The organism is Erwinia sp. TECH1 (assembly GCF_054057575.1).
Genome location: NZ_JBSRZK010000001.1, coordinates 1,546,066 through 1,562,997 on the forward strand (window position 1 = coordinate 1,546,066; position 16,932 = coordinate 1,562,997).

The following is a 16,932-nucleotide window of genomic DNA, read 5'->3' on the forward strand; positions in this document are numbered from 1 at the left end:
GGCCGGGTTTTGCTTAAGCGGAACACGGCCGAGGGCAAGCCGCTGACGCGGCGCGGGGCTTAGCTGTTCCGTTACATAATCACGGCAACAAAAAAGCGTAATGCTTTAAGGGATCACAATGCAGAACAGCGCGATGAAACCCTGGCTGGACTCCTCCTGGCTGGCCGGCGCGAATCAGACCTATATAGAGCAGCTCTATGAGGACTATCTGACCGATCCTGACTCTGTCGATGCGGCCTGGAAAACGCTGTTTCAGCAGCTTCCGGGTCACGGAGTCAGGCCAGAGCAATTCCACTCCACCACTCGCGAATATTTCAAGCGTCTGGCGAAAGATGCCTCTCGCTATACCTCTTCCGTCAGCGATCCCGACACCAACGCCAAGCAGGTGAAGGTGCTCCAGCTGATTAACGCCTTCCGCTTCCGTGGCCATCAGCAGGCCAATCTCGATCCGCTGGGCCTGTGGAAACAGGAGCCGGTGCCGGATCTGGATCCCGCGTTTCACGATCTGACCGAGGCCGATTTCCAGGAAACCTTTAACGTAGGTTCCTTCGCCTTCGGCAAAGATACGATGAAGCTGGCCGATCTGTTCAGCCTGCTGCAGCAAACCTACTGCGGCTCGATCGGCGCGGAATATATGCATATCACCAACACCGAAGAGAAACGCTGGATCCAGCAGCGCATTGAATCGGTGGCGGGCCAGGCCTCTTTCTCTACGGATGAGAAAAAAGGCTTTCTGAAACAGCTGACCGCTGCGGAAGGGCTGGAGCGCTATCTGGGCGCGAAATTCCCCGGCGCGAAACGCTTCTCGCTGGAAGGCGGCGATGCGCTGGTGCCGATGCTGAACGAGATGATCCGTCACGCGGGCAAAAGCGGCACGCGCGAAGTGGTGCTGGGTATGGCGCACCGTGGTCGTCTGAACGTGCTGATCAACGTGCTGGGCAAAAAGCCGCAGGACCTGTTCGACGAGTTCTCCGGCAAGCATAAAGAGCATCTCGGCACCGGCGACGTGAAATACCATATGGGCTTCTCGTCCGACGTGGAAACCGAAGGCGGCATGGTGCATCTGGCGCTGGCGTTTAACCCGTCGCACCTGGAAATCGTCAGCCCGGTAGTCATGGGATCGGTTCGCGCCCGTCTGGATCGTCTGGACGAGCCGCGCAGCAGCAAAGTGCTGCCGATCACCATCCACGGCGACGCGGCCGTTACCGGCCAGGGCGTGGTGCAGGAAACCCTGAACATGTCGCAGGCACGCGGCTATGAAGTTGGCGGCACCGTGCGCATCGTGATCAACAACCAGATTGGTTTCACCACGTCTAATCCGCAGGATGCGCGCTCCACGCAGTACTGTACCGACATCGGTAAAATGGTGCTGGCGCCGATCTTCCACGTCAACGCTGACGATCCGGAAGCGGTGGCGTTTGTTACCCGCCTGGCGCTTGATTTCCGTAACACCTTCAAGCGCGACGTCTTTATCGATCTGGTTTGCTACCGCCGCCACGGCCACAACGAAGCCGACGAGCCAAGCGCAACGCAGCCGGTGATGTACCAGAAAATCAAAAAGCATCCGACGCCGCGTAAGCTTTACGCCGACCGTCTGGAAGCGGAACAGGTCGCCAGCCTGGAAGACGCGACGGAGATGGTCAATCTCTATCGCGACGCGCTGGATGCCGGTGAATGCGTGGTGCCGGAATGGCGTCCGATGAGCCTGCACTCCTTTACCTGGTCGCCTTACCTGAACCACGAGTGGGACGAAAGCTATCCGGCGACGCTGGATCTGAAACGCCTGCAGGCGCTGGCCAAACGCATCAGCACCGTGCCGGAAGCGATTGAAATGCAGTCGCGCGTGGCCAAGATCTACAACGACCGCGCCGCGATGGCCGCAGGCGAGAAGCCATTTGACTGGGGCGCAGCGGAAAACCTGGCCTACGCCACGCTGGTAGACGAAGGCATTCCGTGCCGTCTGTCCGGCGAAGATATGGGCCGCGGCACCTTCTTCCATCGTCACGCGGTGATCCATAACCAGGCCAACGGCTCTACCTATACGCCGTTACAGCATATCCATAACGGTCAGGGCACGTTCCGCGTCTGGGATTCCGTGCTCTCTGAAGAAGCGGTGCTGGCGTTTGAATATGGTTACGCCACGGCGGAACCGCGCACGCTGACTATCTGGGAAGCGCAGTTCGGCGACTTCGCCAACGGCGCGCAGGTGGTTATCGACCAGTTCATCAGCTCCGGCGAGCAGAAATGGGGCCGCATGTGCGGTCTGGTGATGCTGCTGCCGCACGGCTATGAAGGGCAGGGGCCGGAGCACTCCTCCGCGCGTCTGGAACGCTATCTGCAACTCTGCGCCGAGCAGAACATGCAGGTTTGCGTGCCTTCCACGCCGGCGCAGGTTTACCACATGCTGCGTCGTCAGGCGCTGCGCGGGATGCGTCGTCCGCTGGTGGTGATGTCGCCGAAATCGCTGCTGCGTCATCCGCTGGCGGTCTCTTCGCTGGAAGAGCTGGCTAACGGCAGCTTCCAGCCGGCGATTGGCGAAGTCGACGATCTCGATCCAAAAGGCGTTAAGCGCGTGGTGCTCTGCTCCGGCAAAGTCTATTACGATCTGCTGGAAAAGCGGCGTAAAAACGAGCAGACCGACGTGGCTATCGTCCGCATTGAACAGCTCTATCCGTTCCCGCACAAAGCGGTGCAGGAAAAACTCCAGCAGTACGCGCACGTGCATGATTTTGTCTGGTGTCAGGAAGAGCCGCTGAATCAGGGTGCCTGGTACTGTAGCCAGCATCATTTCCGTGAGGTAGTGCCGTTTGGTGCTTCATTACGTTACGCCGGTCGTCCCGCTTCGGCCTCGCCGGCAGTTGGCTATATGTCCGTTCACCAGCAGCAGCAGCAAGATCTGGTTAATGACGCGCTGAACGTTAATTAATTAAAGGAAAAATAATGAGTAGCGTAGATATTCTCGTTCCCGACCTGCCTGAATCCGTCGCCGACGCCACCGTAGCGACCTGGCACAAAAAACCTGGCGACGCGGTCAGCCGTGACGAAGTGCTGGTAGAAATCGAAACCGACAAAGTGGTGCTGGAAGTGCCTGCTTCCGCCGACGGCGTGCTGGAAGCGATTCTGGAAGACGAAGGTGCCACCGTAACTTCTCGTCAGGCGCTGGGTCGCCTGAAAGAAGGCAACAGCGGCGGCAAAGAAAGCTCCGCCAAAACGGAAGAGAAAGAGTCTACTCCGGCGCAGCGCCAGAGCGCCTCGCTGGAAGAAGAGAGCAACGACGCGCTCAGCCCGGCTATCCGTCGCCTGATTGCCGAACACGGTCTGGAGCCGTCGGCGATCAAAGGCACCGGCGTGGGCGGACGTCTGACCCGTGAAGACGTAGAGAAACACCTGGCGAAAGCGCCAGCTGCCAAAGCCGCCGAGCCGAAAGCGGCTGAAGCCGCGCCTTCGCTGGCTGGCCGCAGCGAAAAACGCGTGCCGATGACTCGTCTGCGTAAGCGTATCGCCGAGCGTCTGCTGGAAGCGAAAAACAGCACCGCGATGCTGACCACGTTTAACGAAGTCAACATGCAGCCGATCATGAACCTGCGCAAGCAGTACGGCGAAGCCTTCGAAAAACGTCACGGCATCCGTCTGGGCTTTATGTCCTTCTACCTGAAAGCGGTAGTGGAAGCCCTGAAGCGCTTCCCGGAAGTTAACGCCTCTATCGACGGCGAAGATGTGGTTTACCACAACTACTTCGACGTCAGCATTGCGGTATCCACGCCGCGCGGCCTGGTTACGCCGGTGCTGAAAGATATCGATGCGCTGGGCATGGCGGATATCGAGAAAAAAATCAAAGAGCTGGCGATCAAAGGCCGTGACGGCAAGCTGACCGTAGACGAACTGACCGGCGGTAACTTCACCATTACCAACGGCGGCGTCTTCGGCTCGCTGATGTCCACGCCGATCATCAACCCACCGCAGAGTGCCATTCTGGGGATGCACGCCATCAAAGATCGTCCGATGGCGGTCAATGGTCAGGTGGTGATCCTGCCAATGATGTATCTGGCGCTCTCTTACGATCATCGCCTGATCGACGGCAAAGAGTCCGTGAGCTTCCTGGTCGCGATCAAAGAGCTGCTGGAAGATCCGTCTCGTCTGCTGCTGGACGTTTAATTCCTGTCGGGCGCGGTGAAAGCCGCGCTCAACCCTATGTGTGGCCAAAGCGCTGGCATACTGCCGGATTTGGCCAAGTCTTTTCCGAACTGGATGGATTAACAACATGAACTTACATGAATATCAGGCAAAACAGCTGTTTGGCCGGTATGGTTTACCGGCACCTGTCGGCTATGCCTGCACCACTCCACGCGAAGCAGAAGAAGCCGCTTCTAAAATTGGCGCTGGCCCGTGGGTCGTGAAATGTCAGGTTCATGCCGGAGGCCGTGGTAAAGCGGGCGGCGTGAAGGTAGTAAAAAGCAAAGAAGAGATCCGCGCATTTGCCGAGCACTGGCTGGGCAAGCGTCTGACCACTTACCAGACCGACGCTAACGGTCAGCCGGTCAACCAGATCCTGGTGGAAGCGGCAACCGACATCGATCAGGAACTTTACCTGGGCGCGGTCGTGGATCGCGGCACCCGTCGCGTAGTCTTTATGGCCTCGACCGAAGGCGGCGTGGAAATTGAAAAAGTGGCGGAAGAGACGCCGCATCTGATCCACAAAATGGCGCTGGATCCGTTAACCGGCCCGCAGCCTTATCAGGGCCGCGAGCTGGCGTTCAAACTGGGCCTGACCGGCAAACAGGTTGGCCAGTTCACTAAAATCTTTATGGGTCTGGCGACCATGTTCCTGGAGCGCGATCTGGCGCTGGTCGAAATCAACCCGCTGGTGATCACTAAGCAGGGCGATCTGATCTGCCTGGACGGCAAGCTGGGCGCAGATGGCAACGCGCTGTTCCGCCAGCCGGAGCTGCGTGAAATGCGCGATCCAAGCCAGGAAGACTCCCGCGAAGCGCACGCTGCGCAGTGGGAACTGAACTACGTGGCGCTGGAAGGCAATATCGGCTGTATGGTTAACGGCGCAGGCCTGGCGATGGGCACCATGGACATCGTGAAGCTGAGCGGCGGCCAGCCGGCTAACTTCCTGGACGTTGGCGGCGGCGCCACCAAAGAGCGCGTGACCGAAGCGTTCAAAATCATCCTTTCTGACGACGCGGTGAAGGCCGTCTTCGTCAACATCTTCGGCGGCATCGTCCGCTGCGACCTGATTGCTGACGGCATCATCGGCGCGGTAGCGGAAGTGGGCGTTAACGTGCCGGTCGTGGTGCGTCTGGAAGGAAACAATGCCGAGCTGGGCGCGCAGAAACTGGCGGACAGCGGCCTGAATATTATTGCAGCAACCAGCCTGAGCGACGCGGCGCAGCGCGTTGTTGCCGCAGCGGAGGGTAAATAATGTCCATTCTGATCGATAAAAACACCAAGGTAATCTGCCAGGGCTTCACCGGCGGACAGGGCACTTTCCACTCCGAGCAGGCGCTGGCTTACGGCACGCAGCTGGTTGGCGGCGTAACGCCAGGCAAAGGCGGCACCGAGCATCTGGGCCTGCCGGTCTTTAATACCGTGCGTGAAGCGGTAGAAGCCACTGGCGCCACCGCCTCCGTAATTTACGTTCCGGCGCCGTTCTGCAAAGACGGCATCCTGGAAGCGATCGACGCGGGCATCAAACTGATTATCACCATCACCGAAGGTATCCCGACGCTGGATATGCTGACCGTGAAGGTGAAGCTGGATGAAGCGGGCGTGCGTATGATTGGCCCGAACTGCCCTGGCGTCATCACCCCAGGCGAATGCAAAATCGGCATCATGCCGGGCCACATTCATAAGCCAGGCCGTATCGGCATCGTGTCCCGTTCCGGCACGCTGACCTATGAAGCCGTGAAGCAGACTACCGATATCGGTTACGGCCAGTCCACCTGCGTGGGCATCGGCGGCGACCCGATCCCTGGCTCTAACTTTATCGATATCCTGAAACTGTTCCAGGACGATCCGCAGACTGAAGCGATCGTCATGATCGGCGAAATCGGCGGTAGTGCGGAAGAGGAAGCCGCCGCCTTTATTAAAGAGCACGTGACCAAGCCGGTTGTCGGCTATATCGCAGGTGTTACCGCGCCGAAAGGCAAGCGTATGGGCCACGCGGGCGCGATTATCGCAGGCGGTAAAGGCACGGCGGACGAGAAGTTCGCGGCGCTGGAAGCGGCCGGCGTGAAAACCGTGCGCAGCCTGGCCGATATCGGCGATGCGGTGAAAGCGGTTCTGCCGCAGTAAGCCGGATCCATCTTCTCATCAGGGCTGCCTCAGGGCAGCCTTTTTTATTTTTGCATTCATGCCAGAATATTGGTTAAGCTTTCTTATTAATAAGCTAATATAATGCAAAGCTTCCTGTAAAATAACGCGATAAAATTAACCCCGCCGGTTAATATTACAAAATTGTTTTCTGTATTGAATATTAATTAAATTAAATAATCCTCTTTGTTAAAATAATCCCTTTCATATTTACTTTATCGCAATTAATTAATCGCGATCAAAGAAACGCAAGTTATTTACGCTTCGGAGGCTGGCTAAAAATCAGCTTTGGGATTAAATTGCTCTGCGTCAAAAAATCAGCTTTACGCTTTTAATTATAAAAAGGGACTTCCTGTGTCGATCGCAAATTTTCCCGATCGCTATCCTGAAAAAACAGCAACGGCGCGGGCCGGCTGATTTTTTCTCATTAACATTATTCACTTACCTACAGGGTTACGTCACCCCGATGAGGAGCGATCCTGTTGCGCCATACGCTGGCCGCCCGGCGCATGGACAAAACTGAGCACGGAGCAAGGAGTCAACATGTTAGATGTGGTCGAACTGTCGCGTTTACAGTTTGCGCTAACGGCGATGTACCATTTTCTGTTTGTCCCTTTAACGCTGGGAATGGCGTTTTTGCTGGCAATAATGGAAACGGTTTATGTGCTGTCAGGCAAACAAATCTATAAAGATATGACGAAATTCTGGGGGAAACTCTTCGGTATTAACTTTGCGCTTGGCGTGGCCACCGGCCTGACGATGGAATTCCAGTTCGGCACCAACTGGTCTTATTATTCCCATTACGTCGGCGATATATTCGGGGCGCCGCTGGCTATTGAAGGCCTGATGGCTTTTTTCCTTGAATCCACCTTTGTCGGCATGTTCTTTTTCGGCTGGGATCGGCTGAGTAAAGTGCAGCACCTGACGTGCACCTGGCTGCTGGCGTTAGGCTCTAACCTGTCGGCGCTATGGATCCTGGTGGCGAACGGCTGGATGCAGAATCCCGTCGGCTCAGAATTCAATTTTGAAACCATGCGCATGGAGATGGTCAGCTTTTCCGAACTGATCCTCAATCCGGTGGCGCAGGTCAAATTTGTGCATACCGTTGCGGCAGGCTACACCTGCGGCGCCATGTTCATTATGGGCATCAGCGCCTTCTATCTGCTGCGCGGTCGCGATATCGCTTTTGCTAAGCGCTCTTTCGCTATTGCCGCCAGCTTCGGCATGGCAGCCGTTCTGGCCGTGATCCTGCTGGGCGACGAGTCGGGCTATGTGGTCGGCGACGTGCAGAAAACCAAGCTTGCCGCTATCGAAGCGGAATGGGAAACGCAGCCCGCGCCGGCGGCCTTTACGCTGTTCGGCCTGCCCGATCAGCAGGCGCAGCAAAACCGCTACGCCATTCAGATCCCCTGGGCGCTGGGCCTGATCGCTACCCGCTCTGTGGATCAACAGGTTACCGGCATCAAAGATCTGATGGCGCAGCATGAGATCCGCATCCGCAACGGGATGCGCGCTTACCAGCTGCTGGAACAGCTACGGGAAGGCAACAGCGATCCGGCAGTGCGCGCCGCCTTTAACCAGGCGAAGCAGGATTTGGGTTACGGGCTGCTGCTGAAACGCTATACGCCGAACGTAGCCGACGCCAGCGAGGCGCAGATCCGTCAGGCCACGCAGGATTCCATCCCACGCGTCGCGCCGCTCTATTTCGCTTTCCGCATCATGGTGGCGTGCGGCGTGCTGATGCTGCTGGTTACCCTCTGCTGTTTCTGGAGCGTCATCTGTAACCGCATTGGTCAAAGCCGCTTCCTGCTGAAATGCGCGCTGTACGGCATCCCGCTGCCGTGGATTGCGGCGGAAGCCGGCTGGTTTGTTGCCGAATATGGCCGCCAGCCGTGGGCGATTGGCGAAGTGCTGCCGACGGCCGTTGCCAACTCATCGCTGACCACGGGTCAAATCCTGTTTTCGCTGCTGCTTATCTGCGGGCTTTACACGCTGTTTTTGCTTGCCGAGATGTACCTGATGTTTAAGTTCGGCAGGCGCGGGCCAAGCAGCCTGAAAACAGGGCGTTATCACTTTGAACAGGCCACCGGAACAGGAGTTTAACCATGATCACCTATGAACTGTTGCGTTTCGTCTGGTGGGTACTGATTGGCGTGCTGCTGATCGGCTTCGCGGTTACCGACGGGTTTGATATGGGCGTTGGGATGCTTGGCCGTCTGATTGGCCGCAACGACGTTGAGCGCCGTATTATGATCAACACCATCGCGCCGCACTGGGACGGCAATCAGGTATGGCTTATCACCGCAGGCGGCGCGCTGTTTGCCGCCTGGCCGATGGTCTACGCCGCCGCCTTTTCCGGCTTTTATGTGGCGATGATGCTGGTGCTGGCCTCGCTGTTTTTCCGGCCGGTAGGATTCGACTACCGCTCCAAAATAGAAAATCCGCGCTGGCGCGGCATGTGGGACTGGGGCATTTTTATCGGCAGCTTTGTGCCGCCGCTGGTTATTGGCGTGGCGTTTGGCAATCTGTTACAGGGCGTGCCTTTCTATGCCGATGAATATCTGCGTCTGTTCTACACCGGCAGCTTCTTCCAGCTGCTGAACCCGTTTGCGCTGCTGGCAGGCGTGGTCAGCGTCACCATGATCCTGACTCAGGGCGCCACTTACCTACAAATGCGCACCACGGGTGAGCTGTATCTCAGATCCAAAACGATCGCGCAGATCGCCACGCTGGTGATGATGGCGGGCTTCGTGCTGGCCGGTATTTGGGTGAAGTACGGCATTGAAGGCTATCAGCTGGTGTCCACGCTGGATCACAATGCGGCTTCCAATCCGCTGGCGAAAGAAGTGACCCGCGTAGCGGGCGGCTGGCTGGTAAACTTTACCCATCAGCCGCTGCTGTGGATTATCCCGGCGCTGGGCGTGCTGCTACCGCTGTTTACCGTTATCTGTTCACGGATGAATAAAGGCGGCTGGGCGTTTCTTTGCTCTTCGCTGACGGTAGCCTGCGTGATCCTGACGGCGGGCGTGGCGATGTTCCCGTTTGTGATGCCTTCCAGCAGCATGATGAACCATAGCCTGACCATGTGGGACGCCACTTCCAGCCTGCTGACGCTGAAAATCATGACCGTTACGGCCGCGATCTTTGTGCCGCTTATTCTGATTTACACCAGCTGGTGCTACTACAAAATGTTTGGCCGCATCACGCGCGCGCAGATAGAAGCCAACACGCATTCCCTTTACTGATTAAGGAGCAGAACGATGTGGTATTTTGCCTGGATCCTCGGCACGCTGCTGGCCTGCGCCATCGGGGTGATTACCGCGCTGGCTATCGAACATCTCGATAAGCGCGCATAAAAGAATTTTACTGCCTGCCGTAATAAAAGCGGGATAATAACGGATCGGTTCGCCGGTCCGTTTTTCCTGCTCGTCGCCGCTGCTCTCCGCCGTTAACCCGGCTTTTTTCAGCCCTGGGTTATGTCAGTAAACGTTTAAGATTTCTCCCTAAATCCACATAATTGTTTCCGGAAGATAATTATTTTGTTTAGCCTCTGGCAATCCATTCCAAAGGCGTATGCTCTTGCGTATAGTAGCAACGTTTAAAAAGTTATACCGGGATGTAGAGTGAGTACAATGCTTTTTCGATGGCCGGTGCGTGTCTACTATGAAGACACCGACGCCGGTGGCGTGGTTTACCATGCCAGCTATGTCGCTTTTTATGAACGGGCACGAACCGAGATGCTGCGCCAGCACCATTTCAGTCAACAGACGCTGCTGGAACAGCAGGTCGGTTTTGTCGTGCGTCGTCTCACGGTTGATTACCTGGCCGCCGCGCGTCTTGATGAACTTCTTGAGGTGCAGAGCGAGGTCGTCAACATGACCAGAACGACCATGACATTCGCACAACGTATTGTTAATGCAGAAGGCCGGACGCTGAATGAAGCCGAAGTCCTGATCGCCTGCATCAATCCACATCTGATGAAGCCCATTGCGCTTCCCAAGTCTATTGTCGCGGAGTTCAAGCAGTGACTGACATGAACGTTCTTGATTTGTTCCTGAAGGCGAGCCTTCTGGTCAAACTTATCATGTTGATTTTGATTGGCTTTTCTGTTGCCTCCTGGGCAATCATTATTCAGCGCACCCGTATTCTGAATGCGGCGGGCCGTGAAGCCGACGCGTTTGAAGACAAATTCTGGTCGGGCATTGAGCTGTCGCGCCTGTATCAGGAAAGCCAGGCGCGCCGTGATGAGCTGGCCGGATCTGAACAAATTTTCTATGCCGGCTTTAAAGAGTTCGCCCGGTTGCATCGTGCCAACAACCACGCGCCGGAAGCGGTGGTGGAAGGCGCAACGCGCGCCATGCGCATCTCGCTGAACCGTGAGCTGGAAGCGCTGGAAAACCATATTCCTTTCCTGGGCACGGTTGGCTCGATCAGTCCTTACATCGGCCTGTTCGGTACGGTCTGGGGCATCATGCACGCCTTTATCGCGCTGGGCGCGGTAAAACAGGCCACGCTGCAGATGGTGGCGCCGGGGATTGCCGAAGCGCTGATCGCGACCGCTATCGGTCTGTTTGCCGCTATTCCGGCAGTTATGGCGTATAACCGCCTCAACCAGCGCGTGAACAAGCTGGAGCAGAATTACGATAACTTTATGGAAGAGTTCACCGCTATTCTGCACCGTCAGGCTTTCTCCAGCGAGAACAGCAGGTAGGAGTGACCTATGGCCAGAACGCACGGTCGCCGTAAACGCGACCTGAAGTCCGAAATCAATATTGTTCCGCTGCTCGACGTTCTGCTGGTACTGCTGCTGATCTTTATGGCGACGGCGCCGATTATCACCCAGAGCGTAGAGGTGGATCTGCCGGACGCCACGGATTCCAAAACGGTGTCCAGCGACGATAATCCGCCGGTGATTGTTGAAGTGGCGGGCGTGGGACAATACACCCTGGTGGTCGATCACGATCGCATGGAACAGCTGCCGCCGGAGCAGGTCGTCGCTGAAGCGCAGCGCCGTATCGAAGCGAATCCGAAGACGGTGTTTCTGATCGGCGGCGCGAAAGAGGTGCCTTACGATGAGATCATCAAGGCGCTGAACCTGCTGCATCAGGCGGGCGTGAAGTCGGTTGGATTAATGACGCAGCCGATTTAATTTCGGACCGTTTTTGGGAATCGAAAGTGTCGAAGGTAACCGAACAGAACGATAAGTTAAAACGCGCCATCATCATTTCAGTGATCCTGCATATCTTTCTGATTGCGTTACTGATCTGGAGCTCGTTTGACGAACATATCGACGCCAGCAGCGGCGGCGGCGGGGGTAGCGACATTGATGCCGTCATGGTGGATCCTGGCGCTATCGTCGAGCAGTACAACCGCCAGCAGAATCAGCAGAGCGACAGCCAGCGCGCCGAGCAGCAGCGTCAAAAGCAGGCGAAGCAGCAGGCGGAAGAGCTACAGCAGAAGCAGGCTGCGGAACAGCAGCGTCTGAAAGCGCTGGAAAAAGAGCGGCTGGAGGCGAAGCAGGAAGCGGCGCAGGCGGCGGAACAGAAGAAAGCGGAAGAGGCCGCGAAGCAGGCCGCAGAACAGCAAAAAGCTGAGGAAGCGGCGAAGCAGGCGGCCGAGCAGCAGGCCGCGGCGCAGGCAGAGGCGAAAGCCAAAGCCCAGGCGGATGCCAAAGCGGCCGCGACAGCAGAAGCGAAAGCCAAAGCCCAGGCGGATGCCAAAGCGCAGGCCGATACGCAGGCGAAAGCCGCGGCGGACGCGCAGAAGAAAGCGGAAGCCGAAGCGAAAAAAGCCGCGGCGGATGCTAAAAAAGAAGCGGAAGAAAAAGCGGCCGCGGCGGCGCAGGCGGCTAAAGTGAAAGCGGCGCAGGAGGCAAAAGCCAAAGCGCAGGCCGATGCGAAAGCCCAGGCTGCCGCCGAAGCGAAGGCGGCGAAAGAAAAAGCCGCCGAAGAAGCCAAAGAGAAAGCGGCGCAGCAGGCGAAAGAAGCCAAAGAAAAAGCGGCCGAGGCGGCGAAGGCAAAAGCGGCTGAGGAAGCAAAAGAGAAAGCCGAAGCGGCGGCGAAAGCGAAGGCCGAAGCGGCGGCAAAAGCCAAAGCGGACGCAGCCGCAAAAGCGAAAGCGGCGGCCGATGCGAAGAAGAAAGCCGCGGCGGAAGCGGCTAAAGAGAGCAGCGACGTCGACGACCTGCTGGGCGGCCTGACCTCCGGCAAAAACGCGCCAAAAGAGGGTAAAACCGGCGGCGCGGGCGCGGCGGGGCAGGGCAACCAGAAGAAATCGGGCGCCTCCGGCGCCGCTATCGACAGCTACCTTGGCCAGGTACAGAGCGCTATCCAGAGCAAGTTTTATGACGCGGATACGTTTAAAGGACGCACCTGTAACGTGCATATCAAGCTGGCGCCGGACGGGCTGTTGATTTCGGCCACCCCGGCAGGCGGCGATCCGGCGCTGTGTCAGGCGGCTATTAACGCTGCCCGCATGGCGAGGATCCCAAAACCGCCAAGCACGGATGTGTATCAGGCGGTGAAAGAGGCGACGTTAATCTTCAAACCGTAAGATTAGCTGTAAGAAGATGCCAGGACGCGGCAGGTTGAACTATGGTCAACTTGCCGTACTCTATAAATGCACCATTGGTTTGTTGAAACACTGCTAATTATCGTGGACGTAGCGTTCAGGTAAGGGAGAGAAGATGAAGCAGGCATTACGAGTAGCACTAAGTTTCCTGATGCTGTTTGTCGCTATGGCGCATGCAGAAGTTCGCATCGAGATTACCCAGGGCGTTAACACCGCACGTCCTATCGGCGTAGTCCCGTTTAAATGGGCTGGCCCGGGCGCAGCCCCGGAAGATATTGGCGGCATCGTGGCGGCGGATTTACGCAACAGCGGCAAATTCAATCCGCTGGATCGCGCTCGTCTGCCACAGCAGCCAGGCACCGCAGCGGAAGTGCAGCCTGCTGCATGGACCGCGCTGGGTATTGATGCGGTGGTGGTCGGGCAGATCCAGCCTGGCGCCGACGGCAGCTATACCGTTTCTTATCAGCTGGTGGATACCTCCGGTAATCCGGGCACCGTGCTGGCGCAGAATCAGTACAAGGTGACTAAACAATGGTTGCGCTACGCGGCGCATACGGCCAGCGATGAAAGCTTTGAAAAGCTGACCGGCATCAAAGGCGCGTTCCGTACCCGTATCGCCTATGTGGTGCAGACCAACGGCGGCCAGTTCCCGTATGAGCTGCGCGTATCCGACTATGACGGCTATAACCAGTTTGTGGTGCACCGTTCGCCTGAGCCGCTGATGTCTCCGGCCTGGTCGAAAGATGGCAGCAAGCTGGCCTATGTGACCTTTGAAAGCGGCAAATCGGCGCTGGTGATCCAGACGCTGGCCAACGGCGCTATCCGCCAGGTTGCTTCTTTCCCTCGTCATAACGGCGCGCCTGCGTTCTCGCCTGACGGCAGCAAGCTGGCGTTCACCCTGTCGAAATCCGGCAGCATGAATCTTTACGTGATGGACTTAGGTTCAGGCCAGATGCGTCAGATCACCGACGGCCGCTATAACAGCACTGAACCTACCTGGTTCCCGGACAGCCAGACGCTGGCCTATACCTCGGATCAGGCCGGTCGTCCACAAATCTATAAAATTGGTGTAAACGGCGGCGCGCCGCAGCGTCTGACCTGGGAAGGCTCTCAGAATCAGAACGCCGATGTCAGCACCGATGGAAAATCTCTGGTGATGGTAAGCACCAACGGCGGTGCGCAACATATCGCCAGACAAGATCTGGAAACGGGAGCCGTTCAACAATTAACGGACACGTTCCTGGATGAAACGCCGAGCCTCGCGCCAAACGGCACTATGGTTATCTACAGCGCTACTCAAGGCATGGGATCCGTACTGCAGCTGGTGTCGACCGACGGTCGTTTCAAAGCGCGTCTTCCGGCTACTGATGGACAGGTAAAATCACCTGCCTGGTCGCCGTATCTGTGATGCATATAAATATGTATGGCAAACAATAATAGGATTGTAGAAATGCAACTGAATAAAGTGCTGAAAGGCTTAATGCTGGCACTGCCAGTTATCGCAGTGGCTGCATGTAGCTCACACAAAAACAACAACAACGACCAGACCAGCGGTATGGGTATGGGCGATGACGCAAACGGCGGCATGAACAGCGGCATGAACGGCGGCAATATGTCCTCCGACGAGCAGGCGCGCCTGCAGATGCAGCAGCTGCAACGCAACAACATCGTGTACTTCGGTCTGGACAAGTATGACATCCAGTCTGAGTTCGCTCAGATGCTGGACGCGCACGCTACTTTCCTGCGTAACAACCCGTCTTACAAAGTGACTGTAGAAGGTCATGCGGATGAGCGTGGTACGCCAGAGTACAACATCGCCCTGGGCGAGCGTCGTGCTACTGCCGTTAAAATGTACCTGCAGGGCAAAGGCGTTTCTGCTGACCAGATCTCTATCGTTTCTTACGGTAAAGAGAAGCCAGCCGTACTGGGCCACGACGAATCGGCTTACGCCAAAAACCGTCGTGCCGTACTGGTATACTAAGAGAATCATATGATTAGTAACTTCAGACTTCACTTGCTGGGTCTGTCGTTACTGGTTGGCGTAGCGGCCCCCTGGGCCGCTAATGCCCAGGCGTCAATCAGTAACGTAGGTTCAGGCTCGGTCGAAGACCGCGTCACCTCGCTTGAGCGTATCTCTAACGCGCAGGCACAGCTTCTTCAGCAATTCCAGCAGCAGCTTGCCGACAACCAGCGTGACATTGACTCGCTGCGTGGTCAGATTCAGGAAAACCAGTATCAGCTTAACCAGATCACCGAACGCCAGAAGAATCTCTATCAGCAGATAGAGACGCTGAGCAGCGGCGCGTCTGCGCAGCCTCAGGCGGCTTCAGGCGCTACGGCTCCGGCAGCGGCCGCAGAAGGCGCTACAGCCAGCGACAGCGCTTCTGCTGCGCCGACGCAGGGTGGCGACGCCAACAGCGACTACAACGCGGCTGTGGCGCTGGTATTGGAGAAAAAGCAGAACGAGCAGGCTATCGCTGCGTTCCAGGCTTTTATCAAGAAGTATCCGGATTCAACCTACCAGCCGAATGCTAACTACTGGCTGGGACAGCTGAATTACAACAAGGGTAAAAAAGACGACGCGGCCTACTATTTCGCCACCGTAGTGAAAAATTACCCTAAATCGCCGAAAAGCGCGGATGCGCTGTATAAAGTGGGTGTGATCATGCAGGAGAAGGGCGACAGCGCGAAAGCGAAAGCCGTCTACCAGCAGGTGATCAAACAGTATCCAAACACCGACGTGGCGAAACAAGCGCAAAAACGTGCGGCTGCGCTGTAATTAACCGCTTACGAACGGGTTTAGCCTAATTTATGGCCCGGTCGGGTGAAACTCAGGCAGTTGAACAAGTTATCTGAAAATAGTGGTTGCGCTGAAACGGTAAATCAGTAATATATGCCGCCGTTGCCGGGACATATGTTAAAACATTCTGACAGCGTAAAAGTGGGTCGTTAGCTCAGTTGGTAGAGCAGTTGACTTTTAATCAATTGGTCGCAGGTTCGAATCCTGCACGACCCACCACTAATTAAGTAGTGACAAAAGGTAAGCGTGAAGGATTTGAACCTGCAGCAGGTTCGGTTAAGCGAAGCGAAACAACGTTGCGTTAAGCAACGGGCCGACAGGCCGAGGGACGCCGAGTCATCCTGCACGACCCACCACTAATTAAGTAGTAAGCAGTACCGCATGATGCGGGTCGTTAGCTCAGTTGGTAGAGCAGTTGACTTTTAATCAATTGGTCGCAGGTTCGAATCCTGCACGACCCACCACTTTTTAAGTGGTATCTGATGCAAGAAACAGACATTAAGCGGCAGGCAGTACACAGCGGGTCGTTAGCTCAGTTGGTAGAGCAGTTGACTTTTAATCAATTGGTCGCAGGTTCGAATCCTGCACGACCCACCATTACTAAATGGTAACCGCTGTAAAACGTGAAGGATGTGAACCTGCAGCAGGTTCGGTTGAGCGAAGCGAAACAACGTTGCGTTAAGCAACGGGCCAGCAGGCCGAGGAACGCCGAGTCATCCTGCACGACCCACCATTACTAAAATGGTAACCGCTGTAAAACGTGAAGGATTACTTTCACGAGAAGTACCGAAGTGGGTGATTAGCTCAGTTGGTAGAGCATCTCCTTTACACGGAGGGGGTCGGCGGTTCGAGCCCGTCATCACCCACCACTTCGGGTCGTTAGCTCAGTTGGTAGAGCAGTTGACTTTTAATCAATTGGTCGCAGGTTCGAATCCTGCACGACCCACCAATGTAGAAAGGCGCCCTAAAGGCGCCTTTTTGCCGTTTGTAATTCGGGCGGGGTTCGAACCTGCCGCAGGTCGAGTCGACCAAAGGGAGACAGCGTTGCCGCAGGCAACGACCCGAAGGGCGAGGCTTCAGCCGAGTCATCCTGCACGACCCACCAATGTAGAAAGGCGCCCTAAAGGCGCCTTTTTGCCGTTTGTAATTCGGGCGGGGTTCGAACCTGGCTAACTGGCCTGAAGCAGCAGTATTATTATTCTGTCGCGATAAGATCGGAGAATGGCGGCTGAGGCAGCTCGGAA

The 16,932-nt window shown here is 56.5% G+C and carries 14 protein-coding genes, 5 tRNA genes and 3 other RNA genes; all 22 read left to right on the forward strand.

What is annotated here, in order from left to right; all coding sequences use genetic code 11:
- Positions 1–118 precede the first annotated feature (118 nt).
- Positions 119–2,926 carry a 2-oxoglutarate dehydrogenase E1 component gene (sucA, locus tag ACVWZ0_RS07240; protein WP_253454878.1) on the forward strand — a complete coding sequence of 936 codons (2,808 nt, stop codon included), beginning with the start codon at positions 119–121 and terminating at the stop codon, positions 2,924–2,926.
- Between the two features lie 14 nt (positions 2,927–2,940).
- Complete coding sequence (gene odhB / locus ACVWZ0_RS07245; RefSeq protein ID WP_253454877.1) at positions 2,941–4,155, forward strand: 2-oxoglutarate dehydrogenase complex dihydrolipoyllysine-residue succinyltransferase; 1,215 nt, start codon at positions 2,941–2,943, stop codon at positions 4,153–4,155.
- A gap of 106 nt (positions 4,156–4,261) precedes the next feature.
- Positions 4,262–5,428 carry an ADP-forming succinate--CoA ligase subunit beta gene (sucC, locus tag ACVWZ0_RS07250; protein ID WP_125288609.1) on the forward strand — a complete coding sequence of 389 codons (1,167 nt, stop codon included), beginning with the start codon at positions 4,262–4,264 and terminating at the stop codon, positions 5,426–5,428.
- Entirely contained in the window at positions 5,428–6,300 is an 873-nt protein-coding gene (sucD, locus tag ACVWZ0_RS07255; protein ID WP_125288610.1) for a succinate--CoA ligase subunit alpha, read from the forward strand. The genes sucC and sucD overlap by 1 nt, the downstream gene beginning before the upstream one ends.
- A gap of 561 nt (positions 6,301–6,861) precedes the next feature.
- Positions 6,862–8,421, forward strand: coding sequence for a cytochrome ubiquinol oxidase subunit I (cydA, locus tag ACVWZ0_RS07260; RefSeq protein ID WP_253454876.1), 1,560 nt, complete (start codon positions 6,862–6,864; stop codon positions 8,419–8,421).
- A gap of 2 nt (positions 8,422–8,423) precedes the next feature.
- Entirely contained in the window at positions 8,424–9,563 is a 1,140-nt protein-coding gene (gene cydB / locus ACVWZ0_RS07265) for a cytochrome d ubiquinol oxidase subunit II (RefSeq protein WP_253454875.1), read from the forward strand.
- Between the two features lie 15 nt (positions 9,564–9,578).
- A complete protein-coding gene (gene cydX / locus ACVWZ0_RS07270; protein ID WP_253454874.1) occupies positions 9,579–9,674 on the forward strand; it encodes a cytochrome bd-I oxidase subunit CydX in 96 nt (31 codons plus the stop codon).
- A 276-nt stretch (positions 9,675–9,950) separates the two neighbouring features.
- Positions 9,951–10,346 carry a tol-pal system-associated acyl-CoA thioesterase gene (ybgC, locus tag ACVWZ0_RS07275; RefSeq protein WP_301289557.1) on the forward strand — a complete coding sequence of 132 codons (396 nt, stop codon included), beginning with the start codon at positions 9,951–9,953 and terminating at the stop codon, positions 10,344–10,346.
- 5 nt (positions 10,347–10,351) lie between these two features.
- Entirely contained in the window at positions 10,352–11,029 is a 678-nt protein-coding gene (gene tolQ, locus ACVWZ0_RS07280; RefSeq protein ID WP_253454872.1) for a Tol-Pal system protein TolQ, read from the forward strand.
- 9 nt (positions 11,030–11,038) lie between these two features.
- Entirely contained in the window at positions 11,039–11,467 is a 429-nt protein-coding gene (gene tolR / locus ACVWZ0_RS07285; RefSeq protein WP_253454871.1) for a colicin uptake protein TolR, read from the forward strand.
- A 26-nt stretch (positions 11,468–11,493) separates the two neighbouring features.
- The gene (gene tolA / locus ACVWZ0_RS07290; RefSeq protein WP_253454870.1) at positions 11,494–12,870 is read left to right on the forward strand and encodes a cell envelope integrity protein TolA; all 1,377 of its coding nucleotides are present in this window, start codon (positions 11,494–11,496) and stop codon (positions 12,868–12,870) included.
- Positions 12,871–13,003: 133 nt separating this feature from the next.
- Positions 13,004–14,296: a Tol-Pal system beta propeller repeat protein TolB gene (tolB, locus tag ACVWZ0_RS07295; protein ID WP_253454869.1), complete on the forward strand. Its 1,293-nt coding sequence runs from the start codon at positions 13,004–13,006 to the stop codon at positions 14,294–14,296.
- A 42-nt stretch (positions 14,297–14,338) separates the two neighbouring features.
- Positions 14,339–14,869: a peptidoglycan-associated lipoprotein Pal gene (pal, locus tag ACVWZ0_RS07300; protein ID WP_253454868.1), complete on the forward strand. Its 531-nt coding sequence runs from the start codon at positions 14,339–14,341 to the stop codon at positions 14,867–14,869.
- A gap of 9 nt (positions 14,870–14,878) precedes the next feature.
- Positions 14,879–15,667 carry a cell division protein CpoB gene (gene cpoB, locus ACVWZ0_RS07305; protein WP_253454867.1) on the forward strand — a complete coding sequence of 263 codons (789 nt, stop codon included), beginning with the start codon at positions 14,879–14,881 and terminating at the stop codon, positions 15,665–15,667.
- A 164-nt stretch (positions 15,668–15,831) separates the two neighbouring features.
- Positions 15,832–15,907: transfer RNA gene (locus tag ACVWZ0_RS07310), tRNA-Lys, on the forward strand.
- 13 nt (positions 15,908–15,920) lie between these two features.
- A non-coding RNA gene (locus ACVWZ0_RS07315) (RtT sRNA) lies at positions 15,921–16,044 on the forward strand.
- A 32-nt stretch (positions 16,045–16,076) separates the two neighbouring features.
- Positions 16,077–16,152, forward strand: a tRNA-Lys gene (locus ACVWZ0_RS07320).
- 57 nt (positions 16,153–16,209) lie between these two features.
- Positions 16,210–16,285: transfer RNA gene (locus ACVWZ0_RS07325), tRNA-Lys, on the forward strand.
- 12 nt (positions 16,286–16,297) lie between these two features.
- A non-coding RNA gene (locus ACVWZ0_RS07330) (RtT sRNA) lies at positions 16,298–16,421 on the forward strand.
- A gap of 60 nt (positions 16,422–16,481) precedes the next feature.
- Positions 16,482–16,557: transfer RNA gene (locus tag ACVWZ0_RS07335), tRNA-Val, on the forward strand.
- A 4-nt stretch (positions 16,558–16,561) separates the two neighbouring features.
- A tRNA-Lys gene (locus tag ACVWZ0_RS07340) sits at positions 16,562–16,637 on the forward strand.
- Between the two features lie 31 nt (positions 16,638–16,668).
- Positions 16,669–16,793: non-coding RNA, RtT sRNA (locus ACVWZ0_RS07345), on the forward strand.
- Positions 16,794–16,932 lie beyond the last annotated feature (139 nt).